Source organism: Blastococcus sp. SYSU DS1024, assembly GCF_054050795.1.
The window spans coordinates 74982-89508 of record NZ_JBJHAA010000003.1 but is presented as its reverse complement, the minus strand read 5'-3'; the positions used below and the strand labels follow the sequence as shown (position 1 = coordinate 89508).

13 protein-coding genes, 1 tRNA gene, 1 pseudogene and 1 riboswitch are annotated in these 14527 nt (G+C 75.3%); of the genes and pseudogenes, 6 read left to right on the top strand and 9 right to left on the bottom strand.

The window, feature by feature from the left end; all coding sequences use genetic code 11:
* Nucleotides 1-3: 3 nt before the first annotated feature.
* Together ACI79S_RS03770 and thrC are read right to left on the bottom strand one after the other, a co-directional pair.
* Nucleotides 4-204, bottom strand: coding sequence for a cold-shock protein (locus tag ACI79S_RS03770; RefSeq protein ID WP_456588093.1), 201 nt, complete (start codon nucleotides 202-204; stop codon nucleotides 4-6).
* Between the two features lie 224 nt (nucleotides 205-428).
* A complete protein-coding gene (gene thrC, locus ACI79S_RS03765) occupies nucleotides 429-1730 on the bottom strand; it encodes a threonine synthase (protein ID WP_456592104.1) in 1302 nt (433 codons plus the stop codon).
* 12 nt (nucleotides 1731-1742) lie between these two features.
* Nucleotides 1743-1873: riboswitch (SAM riboswitch) on the bottom strand.
* A 58-nt stretch (nucleotides 1874-1931) separates the two neighbouring features.
* Between thrC and ACI79S_RS03760 the strand changes: the two genes are divergently transcribed.
* Nucleotides 1932-2756, top strand: coding sequence for an HAD family hydrolase (locus ACI79S_RS03760; protein WP_456592103.1), 825 nt, complete (start codon nucleotides 1932-1934; stop codon nucleotides 2754-2756).
* Here the strand turns inward: ACI79S_RS03760 and ACI79S_RS03755 are convergent.
* The 5 genes from ACI79S_RS03755 to rarD form a co-directional block, all read right to left on the bottom strand.
* A complete protein-coding gene (locus ACI79S_RS03755) occupies nucleotides 2753-3640 on the bottom strand; it encodes an ABC transporter permease (RefSeq protein WP_456592102.1) in 888 nt (295 codons plus the stop codon). The genes ACI79S_RS03760 and ACI79S_RS03755 overlap by 4 nt on opposite strands.
* A complete protein-coding gene (locus ACI79S_RS03750) occupies nucleotides 3637-6597 on the bottom strand; it encodes an alpha/beta fold hydrolase (protein ID WP_456592101.1) in 2961 nt (986 codons plus the stop codon). Before ACI79S_RS03750 ends, ACI79S_RS03755 begins: the two co-directional genes overlap by 4 nt.
* Nucleotides 6598-6653: 56 nt before the next feature.
* Nucleotides 6654-7541, bottom strand: a complete 888-nt coding sequence (locus tag ACI79S_RS03745; protein ID WP_456592100.1) for a LytR C-terminal domain-containing protein — start codon at nucleotides 7539-7541, stop codon at nucleotides 6654-6656.
* Nucleotides 7542-8115: 574 nt separating this feature from the next.
* Nucleotides 8116-8421 carry a DUF3263 domain-containing protein gene (locus tag ACI79S_RS03740; RefSeq protein WP_456592099.1) on the bottom strand — a complete coding sequence of 102 codons (306 nt, stop codon included), beginning with the start codon at nucleotides 8419-8421 and terminating at the stop codon, nucleotides 8116-8118.
* Between the two features lie 118 nt (nucleotides 8422-8539).
* Nucleotides 8540-9457 carry an EamA family transporter RarD gene (rarD, locus tag ACI79S_RS03735; RefSeq protein WP_456592098.1) on the bottom strand — a complete coding sequence of 306 codons (918 nt, stop codon included), beginning with the start codon at nucleotides 9455-9457 and terminating at the stop codon, nucleotides 8540-8542.
* Between the two features lie 51 nt (nucleotides 9458-9508).
* Here rarD and ACI79S_RS03730 point away from each other — a divergent pair, with 51 nt between their 5' ends.
* Nucleotides 9509-9907: a DUF5313 family protein gene (locus ACI79S_RS03730; protein ID WP_456592097.1), complete on the top strand. Its 399-nt coding sequence runs from the start codon at nucleotides 9509-9511 to the stop codon at nucleotides 9905-9907.
* Here the strand turns inward: ACI79S_RS03730 and ACI79S_RS03725 are convergent.
* Nucleotides 9907-9979 (bottom strand) — tRNA-Thr (locus tag ACI79S_RS03725). The two genes, ACI79S_RS03730 and ACI79S_RS03725, sit on opposite strands and share 1 nt — an antisense overlap.
* 227 nt (nucleotides 9980-10206) lie before the next feature.
* Nucleotides 10207-10881, bottom strand: coding sequence for a hypothetical protein (locus ACI79S_RS03720; protein WP_456592096.1), 675 nt, complete (start codon nucleotides 10879-10881; stop codon nucleotides 10207-10209).
* Nucleotides 10882-11039: 158 nt separating this feature from the next.
* Here ACI79S_RS03720 and ACI79S_RS03715 point away from each other — a divergent pair, with 158 nt between their 5' ends.
* From ACI79S_RS03715 to ACI79S_RS03700, 4 genes and pseudogenes are all read left to right on the top strand, one after another.
* On the top strand, nucleotides 11040-11813 hold the full coding sequence (locus ACI79S_RS03715) for an ABC transporter permease (protein ID WP_456592095.1): 774 nt from the start codon (nucleotides 11040-11042) through the stop codon (nucleotides 11811-11813).
* 109 nt (nucleotides 11814-11922) lie between these two features.
* Nucleotides 11923-13182, top strand: a complete 1260-nt coding sequence (locus tag ACI79S_RS03710) for a S1C family serine protease (RefSeq protein ID WP_456592094.1) — start codon at nucleotides 11923-11925, stop codon at nucleotides 13180-13182.
* A 118-nt stretch (nucleotides 13183-13300) separates the two neighbouring features.
* Nucleotides 13301-13759: pseudogene (locus ACI79S_RS03705) on the top strand (DUF445 family protein); the annotation flags it as partial.
* 68 nt (nucleotides 13760-13827) lie between these two features.
* Nucleotides 13828-14481 carry a DUF445 family protein gene (locus ACI79S_RS03700; RefSeq protein WP_456592093.1) on the top strand — a complete coding sequence of 218 codons (654 nt, stop codon included), beginning with the start codon at nucleotides 13828-13830 and terminating at the stop codon, nucleotides 14479-14481.
* Nucleotides 14482-14527: the final 46 nt, after the last annotated feature.

The following is a 14527-nucleotide window of genomic DNA, read 5'->3' as shown; positions in this document are numbered from 1 at the left end:
TTCTCAGGCGCTGCGGACGGCGTCGGCCTGGGGGCCCTTGGCGCCCTGGACGACCTCGAACTCGACCCGCTGCCCCTCGTCGAGGCTCTTGTACCCGTCCATCTGGATGGACGAGTAGTGGACGAAGACGTCCTCGCCGCCGTCGACGGCGATGAAGCCGAAGCCCTTCTCGGCGTTGAACCACTTCACGGTGCCCTGTGCCACGTGTGCTCCCACGTTTCGTGCGTGCGGCGCCTCATCGCTCTCGATGTGGCGGGGTCTCGCTCTTCCGCCCGCCGAACACGAACGTGGAACTCGAACCGCGCGAGACGGTACAGCAGAGAAGCGCAGGTGACAGCCCCACGCGCGCACGACGCACCCGGTTCCGGCGACGACGTCGCCCGGACCGGGGAACCGACCGGACTTTACTCCCCCGTCGGACGGACCGCTCAGCCGATGAGGCCGGCCGCCCGCACCGACTTCAGCGACGGCTCCACCCGGTGCGTGGGGCCGACGACCGGCTCGAGCGGGTCGAGCGTCTTCAGCCCCTCGCCGGTGTTGAGGACGACGGTCTCCTTCGCCGGGTCCAGCCGCCCGTTCTCCACCAGCTGACGCAGGACGGCGACGGTGACCCCGCCCGCGGTCTCGGCGAAGACACCGGTCGTGCGGGCCAGGTCGCGGATCCCCTGGACGATCTCGTCGTCGCCGACGCGGCCGACCGCGCCCCCGGTGCGGCGGATCGCGTCGAGCGCGTACGGGCCGTCGGCCGGGTTGCCGATGTTCAGCGACTTGGCGATCCCGGTCGGCTTGACCGGCTTGACGACGTCCCAGCCGTTGTCGAAGGCGGTGGCGATCGGGTCGCAGCCGGCCGACTGGGCGCCGAAGATCGTCCACTCGGTGGCCTCGACGATGCCCGCGGCGGTCAGCTCGCGGAAGGCCTTGTCCACCTTGGTGAGCAGCGAGCCCGACGCCATGGGGATCACGACCTGGGCCGGGATACGCCAGCCCAGCTGCTCGGCGATCTCGTAGCCCATCGTCTTGGAGCCCTCGGCGTAGTACGGCCGCACGTTCTGGTTGACGAAGGCGGTGTCCTCGAACTCGTCGGTCTCGGCGAGCTCGCTGGTCAGCCGGTTGACGTCGTCGTAGGAGCCGTCGACGGCGACCAGCGTCTGCCCGTACACCGCCGACTGGACGACCTTGCCCGGCTCCAGGTCGCTCGGGATGAAGACGAACGACGGCAGGCCGACCCGGGCGGCGTGCGCGGCCACCGAGTTGGCCAGGTTGCCGGTGGAGGCGGCCGCGATCTTCCTGTACCCCAGCCCCTTGGCCGCGGTGGCAGCCAGGCTGACCACGCGGTCCTTGAAGGAGTGGGTCGGGTTGGCCGAGTCGTCCTTCACCCACAGCCCACCGGTGAGCCCCAGCTCGGCGGCGAGCCGGTCGGCGCGGACCAGCGGGGTCATCCCCGGGTCGAGGGAGACGCGGTCGGCCGGGTCCTGCCCCACCGGCAGCAGGGCGACGTAGCGCCAGATGTTCTGCGGCCCGGCCTCGATCTGCTCGCGGGTCACCGCACGCATGATCTCGGGGTCGTAGTCGACCTCGAGCGGGCCGAAGCACTCGGCGCAGGCGTGCTCGGCGATCAGGCCGAACGTGGCGCCGCAGTTGCGGCAGACGAGCCCGCGGGCCGGACAGGGCGGCGTGGGGCCACCGGCGGAGCTGTCGGCCTGGGCGGAACCGGGAGCGGTCAGAGTCATGCGACGACTACCTCCTCATCTTCCCCGCGTCGGGCCGTCGAGCCGCGCGGGACGGAATTGGCACCTCCCGCTGGCGCGTACGCGTCAGACGGCGGTTGCCGGGGCTTCGTCGGGCCGTGTCCCTCTGCCCCTCTGGATGAGTGAACGGCGTGAACTGTACCCAGTCGCGGGCGGCGGCCAGCGGCCGGACAGGATGACCTGGTGAGCGCGCGCGTCGTCTACACCGATCTCGACGGCACGATGGTGGGGCCGCGGGGCTCCTTCTGGCACACCGCGGGGCGGGAGCTGACCGACGGGCCGGCCGCCGCGCTGCTCGACCTGCACCGCGCCGGGGTGGCGTTGGTGCTGGTCAGCGGCCGGACGTACGAGCAGGTGGTGGAGGCCGCGCGCATCTTCGCCGCCGACGGCGCCATCGCCGAGCTGGGCGCCACCATCGGCTGGGGGTCGGGGCGGAGCACGCACCGGCTGCGGGGCGAGCTGCCGGAGGAGTACGGCGACCGGACGCCGATGGAGGTGATGGCCGAGCTCGGCGTCGTCGAGGAGCTGATCGCTGCCCACCCCGGCCGGCTGGAGTGGCACGCCCCCTGGCACGCCACGCACGACACGGACGCCCTGCTGCGCGGCCGCGTGGACCCGCTGTCGGTCGACGCCTGGCTGGCCGAGCGGGGCGTGGGCTGGCTGACGCTCAAGGACAACGGCGCGATCCCCGCGGCGTCCTGGATGGGGCTGGACGACGACGCCGCGCCGCCGCGGGTCTACCACCTGATGCCGCGCGGGATCTCGAAGGGCGCGGCGATCGCCTGGGACCTGGAGCGGCGCGGCCTCTCCCCCGGCGACGCCGTCGCGATCGGGGACAGCGTCAGCGACCTGGACATGGCCCCCGCGGTGGGCCGGCTGTTCATCACCGCCAACGGCGGCGCCGTCGACGGGATGGCCGAGCTGCTGTCCGCCGTCCCCAACGTGACCGTCACCGACGCGCCCATGGGCGAGGGCTGGGCCCAGGCGGTGCGCGCGTCGCTGGGTTAGCTCGTCACGTCGCGGCGGGCGAAGTGGCGGAAGCCGAGCGCGGTGAAGACGGCGATGTAGACCAGCGACTGGATCACCCCGCGGAACAGGTCGCCGTCGTCGACCGGCGTCTGCAGCAGGTCGGTCCAGGCGAACTCCTCCGCCGTCGGGAACCAGTCGCGGATCGACCCGAGCTGCTCAACCTGGTCGAGGATGGCGAAGACGAACATGGTGAACACAGCGCCACCGACCGCCGCCAGCGGTGCGTCGGTGATCGTGGAGAACCAGAACGCCAGCGCGCCGACCACGAGCAGGTGGACGGCGAGGTAACCGAGCATCCCGGCCAGCCGCAGCATGCCCTCGCCCTGGTCGATCCCCACCCCGACCGGCGTCCTGATGTCGTCGAAGCCGAACGCGATCCCGCCGGCGACCACCGCGACCGCGGCGAGGGTCAGCAGCGCGGCCACCGACTGGACCAGCGCGGCCAGCCACTTCTGCCGGAGCAGCCGCATCCGCGGGATCGGCGTGGCCAGCGCGTACCGCAGCGAGCCCCACTGCGCCTCGACGGCGACGGTGTCGCCGAAGAACAGCGCGTAGACCACCACGAGGAAGAAGCTCGTCGTCGCGAACAGCACGAACAGGGTGAAGTTCAGCCCGCTCGCCGTCGCGACGTCGACCAGGTTGATCCGGTTGTTCTCCGCCGCCTCCTCGCTGGCGCCCAGCTGGAGGGCGGCGATGAGCACCAGCGGGAGCGCCACCATCAGCGCGAACACGCCGATCGTGCGGCGGCGCTTGAACTGCCGGCGCAGCTCCACCGACAGCCGCAGGGTCCGCTCCGGGCGGTAGCCGGCGACCGCGCCGGTCGGCTGCACGTGCTCGGGGTCCGTCACCCGGGTCGCGCTCATGACTCCCCCACCAACGCCAGGAAGGCGTCCTCGAGCCGTCGTCGCGGCGTGAACTGCTCGACGGCGATCCCCGCCGACACCAGCGCCTGCAGCACGTCGGCGCGGCGGGCGCCGTCCAGCTCGGCGACCAGTCCGTCGTCGCCGCGCGCGGCGGTGACCCCGGGCAGCGACGAGAGGACGGCGATCGCCCGGTCGGTGTCGGCGTCGTCGGCCAGGCCCACGAGCACCGAGCCGCCGGTGCCGACGATCTCCTCCACCGTGCCCTGCACGATCTTCTGGCCCTTGGCCATGACCACCACGTGGCTGCAGGTCTGCTCGATCTCGCTGAGCAGGTGGCTGGAGACGATCACGGTGCGCCCGGTGGCCGCGTAGGAGCGCAGCACGTCGCGCATGGCGTGGATCTGCGGCGGGTCGAGCCCGTTGGTCGGTTCGTCGAGGACCAGCAGGTCGGGCAGGCCGAGCATCGCCTGGGCGATCGCGACCCGCTGGCGCATGCCCTGGCTGTACCGGCGCACCGGCCGGTCGATGGCGGCGCCGAGCCCGGCGACCTCGATGGCCTCGTCCATGTGCGCGTCCTCGGCCGGCCGGCCGGTGGCGGCCCAGTACAGGGTGAGGTTGTCGCGGCCGGACAGGTGCGGCTGCAGACCGGTCCCCTCCACGAACGAACCCAGTCGCGACAGCACCGGGGCACCGGGGCCGGCGGCGTGCCCGAAGATGCTGATCCGCCCGTCGGTGGGCCGGATGAGGCCCATCAGCATCCGCAGCGACGTCGTCTTGCCCGCGCCGTTGGGCCCGAGCAGCCCCAGCACCTGCCCGCGTCGCACCTCGAACGACAGATCGCGGACCGCGACGAAGCCGTCCTTGTATGCCTTCGTCACGCCTTCGAAGCGCAGCGGGACGTCCTCCCCGTCGGGCTCGACGCTGGAGAGCTGCCGCCGACGACGCCGGCCCCACCACAGGGCGACCAGCCAGCCGAGCAGGCCGAGCGCCGCGAGGACGCCCAGCAGCACCCACCAGCGCGAGGCGCCGGTCGCGGCCCCGCTCTCACCGGAGACCGTCGGCGCGGCGAGCTGCGCCTCGCCCGCGGCCACGCCGTCGGCGGCGGCGGGCGAGGCGAGGCCGACGGAGTAGACGGCCGACTCGGCGGGCAGCGCGTACGCCTGGTCGGTGGAGGACACCAGCACGCGCATGGTGTGGCCGGCCTCGAACCGGTGCACGATCGCGGGCAGGGTCACGCTGACCCGGGTCGGGGCGGTGGGGTCGGTGGAGACGTCGGGGAGCGCGAGCGGCGCGACCAGGCCGCCCGGCAGCGTCGTCGCGCCGTCGGGGCCGACGTCGTAGAGCTTGGCGAACAGGGTGGCGCTGCCGCTGGGCGAGGCGATCGCGAGGTCGACCGTCGAGGCGCCCACGACCTCGATCGGGGCGTCGAGCGGGGCGCTGTCGAAGGCGGCGTACTGGCCGGGGATCTCCGCGGTGGTCCCGCCGAGCGCCGACGTCAGGGCGCCCAGGCCCGGAACGGTGGTGAGGGAGGCGGGGGTACCGCCGGCCGGGGTGACCACCGGCTGCACGGGGCCCTCGACGGTCACGGCGCGACGCTCGGCCGGCTCGGCGCCGTCGAGCCCGGGGTAGGCGTCGGCGACGACGGTCTGGCCGCCGCCCTGGACGCGGCCGACGGTGGCGCCGAGGCCGGTGGGTGCGGGGAACTCGAAGCCCGTGCCCGGGTCCGGGCCCCGGGCGAGGTCGTCGGCGGAGCGCAGGTGCCGGTCGAACCAGCCGGCCACCGCCGCGCGCAGCGACTCCCGCTGCCGGTCCGACCCCGAGGCGTCGTGCCCACCGGAGTACCAGACGACCTTGACCGGGGTGCCGTCGGCGGCGATGCCGCGGGCGTTGGCGTCGGCCTGGTCGAGACCGAAGAGCGAGTCCTGCGTGCCCTGGACCAGGAGGGTGGGGACGTCGATGCGGTCCAGCACACCCGCCGGGCTGCTGCGGTCGAGCACCGCGGCGACCTCCGGCGTGAGCGTCCCGGAGGCCGCGGCCGTCTGGTACGCCTGGCACACCTCGACGCTGAACCGGCCGCAGGTGAGCAGCTGCTCGGCGGCCTCGGGGTTCTCGGCGGCCTGCTCGAGCAGCTCCGGCGGGAGGACGGGCGGGCCCGCGGGGGCCGGCGCCGCGACTGTCCCGCCGCCCACCGCCTCGTCGGCGAGGCCCTCGTCGCCACCGGCCTGGCCGGCACCCCCGAGCGAGTCGAGCAGGCCACCCGAGGCGGAGCCGATGCCGAAGAAGAGCCCGGCCCACAGGCGCTTGTAGACGCCGGCCCCCTCCGGCTGCGGGGTGGCGGCCACGGTGCCGGCGTCCAGGTCGCCGGTCTGGGACGGGAACAGCGCGGCGGTGAGGGAGTTCCAGGTGATCTGCGGGGCGATCGCGTCGACCCGCTCGTCGTAGGCGGCGCCCAGCAGCGCCAGCGCCCCGCCGTAGGAGGCGCCGGCGACCCCGACCCGCGGGTCACCCTCGGCGTCCAGCTCGACCTCGTCGCGCTCGGCCAGCAGGTCGAGCAGCGTGGAGAGGTCGGCGATCTCGTAGCGCGGGTCGTTGAGGCCGATCCGCCCGGTGCTCGCACCGAAGCCGCGGGCCGAGTAGGCGAGGACGACGTAGCCGCGCGCGGCCAGGTCGGCGGCGTCCTCGGCGACGGAGCGCTTGCTGCCGCCGAAGCCGTGCGCGAGCACGACCGCCGGCGCCGGGTCGTCACCGCCCGGCAGGTACAGCGTGGTGTCGAGCTCGACCGCGGCGTCCCCCGACCCGGAGGGGACCCGGAGCTCCTCGGTGCGCACCTCGGCGGCGCCCGCCGGGGGCGCGAGGACGAGCAGGCCGGCGGGCAGGGCGAGGGCGAGCAGGGCGGCGGCCGCGGCACGCGCACGAGGGCGCGAGCGGGGACGCGCGGGCCCTCGGAGGGGACGCACGCTGCCCCCAACGGCCGAGGGCCGGCGGGTGTTCCGGCCGGCCCGGCCGAGCGGGATCAGGGCTGCCAGTTGCCCGTGGCGACGATGACCAGCCCGGGCGCGGGGACGTCGGCCACCTCGAAGAAGCGCGGGGCGGGGCCGGCGAGGTCGGGGAACTGGTCGACCAGCTGGAGCGCCGCCTGGCGCTGCTGCTCGTCGCCCTCGGTGAAGAAGACGGTGGTGGCCGAGACGTCGGTGCCCGGGTAGGCGCCCACACCGGGCGACTCCCAGCCCCCGGCCACGACGACCCCGGAGATCTTGGCGGCCAGGCCGGTGACGCTGGTGGCGTTGAGCACGGTGACCGGGACGCGCACCGGGGTGGTGACCGCCGGCTCGACGACGATGGGCTCCTCGGGCAGTGGCGGCAGGGCGACGGTGGGGACGGCGACGGTGGGCACGCTGGCCGGTGCAGGGGCGGCGTCCGCGGCCTCCTCCTTCTCCGGGGCGGTCACCGTGTAGACGCCGAGGACGGCACCGGCGACGACGGCCATGGCGACCAGGCCCTTGAGCACGCGGCGCGGCTTGCGCTCGGGCTCGTCGTCGAAGATCACCTCGGGGGCGCCGCTGCGCTTGGCCGCCTTGCGGCGGGCGGCGTCGGCGGCCTGCCGCTCGGCACGGTAGGCGGCGCGACCGCCCTTGACCGCCGCGGCGGGGGCGTCCACCTCGTGCTCGAGGTCGTAGCCGGCCTCGTCGTGGCCGGCCTCGTCGTGGCCGGCCTCGTCGTCGAGGTCTCGGCGGGCGTTCGTGCCCCGCTCGGGGATCGCGGTGGTGGCCGGCGCGTGCGGCATCTCCGGCCCGGCGCCGAGGCCGAGGCGCGACCGACCCGTCTCGTCGGTGCGCGAGGGCTTGGTCCAGTCACCGTAGGACGAGGCGGGCGCGCCGGAGGGCGTGGTCTGCCGCGGCACGCGAGGGACGAGCGGCGCGGGCCCGCTCCGCCCGCGGGCACGGGCCGGTCCGGTGGTGACCAGGGGCTCGTCGTCGACGAGGAGCCCCGCGGGCGCCGGGCTCGCCGCCCTCCCGGAGGGACGAGCGGCCTGCTGCGGCGGCGTCTCACCGGCGGACACGGGTGCCAGGACGTCGGCGCCGCGAGCCGGCGCCGGAACCTCGCCGAGAGCGGCAGGAGCGGGCGCGGGCACCGCGGCGAACGGTGCGGCGCTGGTGCGAGGCGACGGGGCGCCGGCAGCGCGGGGGCCGGCCGGCACGGGCGGCAGCGGCAGCCGGGAGCGGGAGACCTGCCGGGCACCATCGGCGGCGGGCACGTCCGCCCGGACGTCGCGCCGGAGGGCCGCGCGGTCCCGCCCGGGCGCGGTGGGGTGGTCGCTCAGGCCGGCACCGGACCACGCGCCGTCCGGGGCATCGGTCCTGCGCCGCCCAGCGGCCGCAGACGCGTTCCCCTGACCCAGTCCGTCACTGCCTGACGCGGCGTGCCTGCCCACGGTGACCGAATCTAATCGATGTCATTCCCGTTGCACAGGATCCTCACGAGCGCGTTCGCTGCCGTGCCGTGCGAAGTCGACGGAGACGCCGGACCACGAGCGGGTCGGCGGCCAGCGCCTCGGGGCGGTCGACCAGGGCGTTGAGCGCCTGGTAGTACCTCGTCGGCGTCGTGCCGAACAGGTCGCGGATCGCCGTCTCCTTCGCGCCGGCTCGCCGCCACCACTGGCGCTCGAAACCGAGCATCTCGTGCTCGCGCCGCGTCAGGCCCGCGCCTCCGGCCTGCACGGACTCCTCCCCTGACCCGTCGACCCGGGGCGGGGAGACCACGGGGGCTGGGTCGCTGCTCATCGGTTCGACCATCTCCTGACCTGCTCCACCTGCCGGTACCCCCGGCGGCTCGAGGACGACGGTAGCGGCGCCCACCGACGTTTCCGGGCGGCCCGCCGAGGTCGGTCCGACGGCCCGGTCAGGGGGTGGCGACCACCGCGTCGCGGGCGGCTCTGCGGGCCCCGGCCCGGGCGTGTCGCCACGTGTCGGCGGTGAAGACCGCCAAGGCGACCCACACGATCACGAAACCGGCCAGCCGGGCCGGCGGCATGGGCTCGCCGTAGACGAAGACGCCGATCGCCAGCTGCATCAGCGGCGTCAGGTACTGCAGCAGGCCCACCGTCGACAGGGGGATGCGCCGGGCCGCCGCGGCGAACAGCAGCAACGGCACCGCCGTCGCCACCCCGGCGCTGGCCAGCAGCAGGGCGTGCTCGGTGCCCGCGTTGGCGAACGTGCCCGTCCCGTTCGAGTGCAGCACCGCGAGGACGACCCCCGCGGGGATCGCGACCAGCGCCGTCTCCAGGAACAGGCCGGGCGCCGCCTCGATCGACACGACCTTCTTCATCAGGCCGTACAGGCCGAAGGACAGGGCCAGGCCGAGCGCGATCCAGGGCGGGCGCCCGTAGTCGATGGTCAGCACCGCCACGGCGACCGCCGCGGTGCCGACGGCCACCCACTGCAGCGGGCGGAGCCGCTCGCTGAAGACGACGACGCCGAGGAGGACGCTGACCAGCGGGTTGATGAAGTAGCCGAGCGAGGTCTCCACGACCTGCCCGGAGTTCACGCCGTAGACGTAGATCAGCCAGTTCGTGGCGATCAGCACCGCGGCGCCGGCGAGGACCAGCAGCGTGCGCGGGCTGCCTACCGCCGCCCGGACGTGCCCCCAGCGCCGGACGACGCACAGCAGCAACCCGACGAACAGCAGCGACCAGAGCACCCGGTGGGCCACGATCTCCAGGCCGCTCGCGGGCTCCAGGAGCGGGAAGTACAGCGGGAAGATGCCCCAGAGCGCGTAGGCGCCGAGCCCGGAGACCACCCCCAGGCGACGCTCGTCCACGGCGGCACCGTACGCCCGCCGTGCGCGACCGGTTCGGCCTACCGTCGGGGTGTGAGCAGGCAGCGACCCGGGCCCCTGCAGTGGGTCTGGTACGCCTACGGCGGAGGGCTCCCCCGTGAGCTGGCGCCCTGGGTGCTGGCCGACACCACCCGCAGCACCTGGGTGTGGCGCCACCTCGCCCGGGCGGTCGTGCAGCTGCTGCCGCTCGTCGTGGCGTGCCTGCTCGTGGTCCCCGTCCCGCTGGTCTACCGGGTCTCCGCCGCCACCGGCGGGCTACTGCTCGGCCTGCTGTTCTCGCTGGCCTACATGGTCGAGACCATCGAGCACCGCGTGGCCAAGGCCGGGTACGAACCGGGCACGGCGGCCCGGCTGCGAGCCGAGCGCGCCGAGCGGGCGCGGGTGGAGCGGCTCTCGCCCTACCGGCGCGACGGCGCGGGGAGCTTCGACTGAGCCGACGAGGGGACTCGAACCCCTAACCGCCCGATTACAAGTCGGGTGCGCTACCAATTGCGCCACGCCGGCGGGACGTGGGGACAGGTCCCGGGCACGAGTCTAGGGACAGCGCCGACGGGAACTCGGCCGCGTCGGACGACGGTCGATGCGCGTCCCCCCGCGGCGGCCCGCGCCGTGCGGGCCGGGCAGGTCATCGGCGCGCCCGGCTGACCGCCCGAGCGTCCGGATCAGCCCTGCCGGTCCGCGACGGTGGCGTCCGAGCTGCGGCTGAAGGCGCGGCGGGGAGGCGCCGCGGATCAGGCGGCCTCGGTCTCCGCGCTGGGGTCGGCCCGCGGCGGCGTGCTGCGGACGAAGCCGGCCGGGTCGGCGCTCCCGAGCGGTCCGGCCGCCAGCCAGCGGGCGAACCCGGCCGGGTCGCGGCGCTCCAGCTCGTCGAGGACCTGCGCCCGCCGGGCCACCAGCCGCTGCCGCGCCGCGGGCGCCAGCGGTCGCTGCAGCTCGGCGCTCGTGCGCCGCCACTCCTCGCCGAGCGTCGCCGTGGATGCGCCCGCCACGGCGGTGGCCGGCGTCCAGCCGGTGGGCATCGGCCCGGTGCTCACGGCCGGCGTCGGGCGGGCCGGGGCCTCGCGGCGGTCACGTACCCAGGAGAGCGCCGCCCAGCCCGCGGCCGCGAACCCGACCAGCAACAGCGCTGCCGCTCCACCGGCGAGCACCGCCGTGCCGCTCACCACCAGCAGCACCCCGATCGTCACGGCCGCCGCCTGCACCGCGGCCTCGAGCGTCGACCGGCGCGCGGGCCCGGGGGTCTCACGGGCGACGCCGGCGGCGACGCACCCGGCCAGCGCCCCGGAGACGCAGACGGCCACCAGCCCGGGGCCTCGCAGCGCGATGCCGCCGACGACCGCGACGACGGCGGCACAGGCCAGGCCCAGGCCGATCAGGAACCGGAAGAGAGGACCACGGACGGGCACGGGGAGCTCCACGGGGCGACGGGGCGGGCGCTGGGCCGCGGGAGTGCACCGCGCCCCAGGCATTGCCACTACCCGCCTCCGACCACCGATGCACACGGAGTTCGCGGCCGATCACCCACCTCGCCGGGGCCTGGGCGGCACCGGGCAGGATCGGCGCCGTGGGGTCCTCCGTGGTCGACGTCGATCTCCGGCTCGGCGTCGTCCTGGTGGTCCTGACCGCGCTGGCCGTCGCGGGCGGGCGCCTGTCCGGGCTCGGCGAGGACCGGCCGGTGCTCGTGGCGGCAGCGCGCGCCACCGTGCAGCTCGCCGTCGTCTCCGCCGTCCTGCTGGTCGTCATCGAGTCGCTGTGGCTCTCCGCCGCCTTCGTGCTGCTCATGGTCTCGGTCGCGAGCGTCACCGCCGCCGGCCGGACCACCGGCCTGCCGCTGCGCTCGCCCGGAGCGGCGCCACGGCTGGCCGCCGTCGCGGCTCCGGTGGTCGGCGGCGCCGGCCCCGTGGTCGCGCTCGTGCTGGCCAGCGGCACCGTGCCGTTGCGCGGGGAGGCGGTCATCCCCATCGCCGGCATCCTCATCGGCGGCGCGATGACCGCCACCTCCCTGGCGGGCCGCCGGCTGCGCGAGGAGCTGGAGCAGCGGCGCGGCGAGGTGGAGGCGGCGCTCGCGCTCGGCCTCCTCCCCCGGGACGCGATCCTGCTGATCGGCCGCCCGGTCGCCGGCACCGCGCTCGTGCCGCCCCTCGACCAGACCCGCACCGTCGGGCTGGTGACCCTGCCCGGCGCCTTCGTCGGCGTGCTGCTGGGCGGCGGCAGCCCGCTCGAGGCCGGTGCGGCGCAGCTGCTGGTGCTCATCGGGCTGCTGGCCACGGAGGTGCTGGCCGTCTGGGCCGTCACCGAGCTGGTCGCCCGCGGCCAGGTTCTGCCGGTCCCCCGGTGATCCGGGCATCCAGGAAGCTCACAGCCCACCTCCAGCGTTGCGCCAGAGGCGGGGCCGACAGTGGGTTCCGATGCAGCGGCCGCGCGGCCGCGAGGAGAGGAACGGACGCGTGAGCGAGCACCAGCACCAGTACCCCGGCGCGGGCCAGCAGTACGGCTGGCAGCCGCCGCTGTCGTCTCCCCACCAGCCGACGACGCCGCAGCCGGTGACGTCGCCCGGCTACCCCGGCTACGGCGGGCTGCCGTCACCGGCGGCCGAGCAGCCGCCGTCCCGGCGCGGGAGCCGGCTGCGCATCGGTCTGGCCGGCCTCGTCGCCGGCGCGCTCATCGGCGGCGGCGCCGGGGCCGGCGTCACCGCGCTGCTGGACGAGCCGGTCACCGGCGCCGGCAGCTCGGCCGCCGCGCAGAGCGTGACCATCGAGAACCCGGAGCGGGCGACCACCGCCACCGCCGCCGCGGCCAAGGCCGCGCCGAGCGTCGTCACCGTCTACGTGAGCACGGGGTCCAGCGCGGGCAGCGGCTCCGGCGTCGTCCTCACCTCCGACGGCTACGTGCTCACCAACAACCACGTCGTCGCCGAGGGCGGCAGCACCGGCTCGGTGCAGGTCCGCACCGCCGACGGCACCCTCTACGACGCCGAGGTCGTCGGTACCGATTTCGCCTTCGACCTGGCCGTGCTCCGGCTGGACGGCGCGGAAGACCTGGCGGCCGCCACCTTCGCCGACTCCGACGAGGTGCAGGTCGGCGACATCGCGGTGGCCATCGGCGCCCCGCTCGGCCTGTCCAACACCGTCACCGACGGCATCATCAGCGCCACCGGCCGCGCGGTGCAGACCGGCTCCAGCCAGGACGAGGCCACCGTGCTCGACGCCATCCAGACCGACGCGGCGATCAACCCCGGCAACTCCGGCGGGGCGCTGGTCGACGGAGCCGGCGAGGTGATCGGCATCAACACCGCCATCGCCACCGTGGCCTCCGGCCTGCCGGGCGGGCAATCGCAGAGCGGCAACATCGGCGTCGGCTTCGCCATCCCCGGCAACACCGCGCAGCGGGTGGCCCAGGAGATCATCGAGACCGGCAGCGCCACCCGGGCCTTCCTCGGGGTGACCGCCCGGACCGCCGCCGACGACCAGAACCGCGAGGTCGGCACCGGCGCCGAGGTCGTCACCGTGGAACCCGGCACCGCCGCCGACGAGGCCGGGCTGCAGGGGGGCGACGTCGTCACCGCCGTCGGGCAGCGCCCCGTCACCACGTCCACCGAGCTGACCGCCGCGATCCGCAGCCGGACGCCCGGCGAGACGGTCGAGCTGACCGTGCGCCGCGGTTCCGGCACGCGCACCGTCGAGGTCACCCTGGGCTCGACCAGCTGACACCCGCGCCGGCCACCCCGACCCGGTCCCTAGGCTGGGCCGGGTGGCCGCTCCCCCGCTGACCGTCCCGTTGGCCGGGTCGCTCGACGACCCGGCCCGGGCCCGCGACCTGACCCGGATGAAGCGGCTGGCGACCGGGCTGTTCCTGCTGGCCGCCGTCGTCTTCCTGGCCTGCGTCCTGCTCGGCGAGGACGCCGGCGCGTGGGTGGGCTACGTCCGCGCGACGGCGGAGGCCTCGATGGTCGGCGCGCTGGCCGACTGGTTCGCCGTCACCGCCCTGTTCCGGCACCCGCTGCGGCTGCCGATCCCGCACACCGCGATCATCCCGCGCAAGAAGGACCAGATCGGCGAGAGCCTGGGCGCCTTCGTGCAGGAGAACTTCCTGACCCGCGCCGTCGTCGCGGAGAAGCTGGCCACCATCGACGTCCCCGGCCGGCTGGGCGCGTTCCTGGCCGCCCCCGGCCGGGCCGAGCGCCTGGGGGGCGACGCCGCGACCGCGCTCACCGGCCTCACCCACCTGCTCAAGGACGACGACGTGCAGCCCGCCGTCGCCGCGCTGGTGGACCGCAAGCTGCACGAGACGCCCGCCGCCCCGGCGCTGGCCCGGGTGCTCGAACTGGTGGTCGACGGCGACCGCTGCGGCTCATGGCCCGCTTCCTGGACGAGAACCGGCTGGTCTTCCGGGCCCAGCTGGGTGACGCCTCCCCCGCGTGGGTGCCGGACTGGGTGGACGACCGGGTCTTCGACCGGGCGTTCGCCGGGATGCACCAGTTCATCGCGGAGGTGGCAGCCGATCCGCGGCACGAGCTGCGCCGCTCCTACGACGCCCGGCTCCGTGCCTACGTGCACGCGCTGCGCACCGACCCGGCCACCGCCGCCCGGGTGGAGGAGTTCAAGCACGAGGTGCTGGCCCACCCCGCGGTGCGCGACTGGTCCGGGTCGCTGTGGACCACGGCGAAGGACGCTGTGCTGGCCGCCGCGGCGGACCCCACGTCACCGCTGCGGGCCCGCGTGACGGCGCTGATCCTCGACGGCGCACGGCTGCTGCAGACCGACCCGACCGTGCGGGAGCTGGTGCAGCGGCACAGCGGGCAGGTGGCGGGCTACGTCGCCGAGCGGTTCTCCGGCGACCTCGCCGACCTGGTGAGCAGCACCGTGGCCCGCTGGGACACCGACGAGACGAGCCGGCGGATCGAGCTGCAGGTGGGCCGGGACCTGCAGTGGATCCGGGTGAACGGCACCGTCGTCGGCGGCCTCGCCGGCCTGGTGATCTACACGGTCGCCCAGCTGCTCGGCTGACCCGCCGCGGGCACCGGCAGAATCGTGCCGAGTGGGGCCCGGAGGG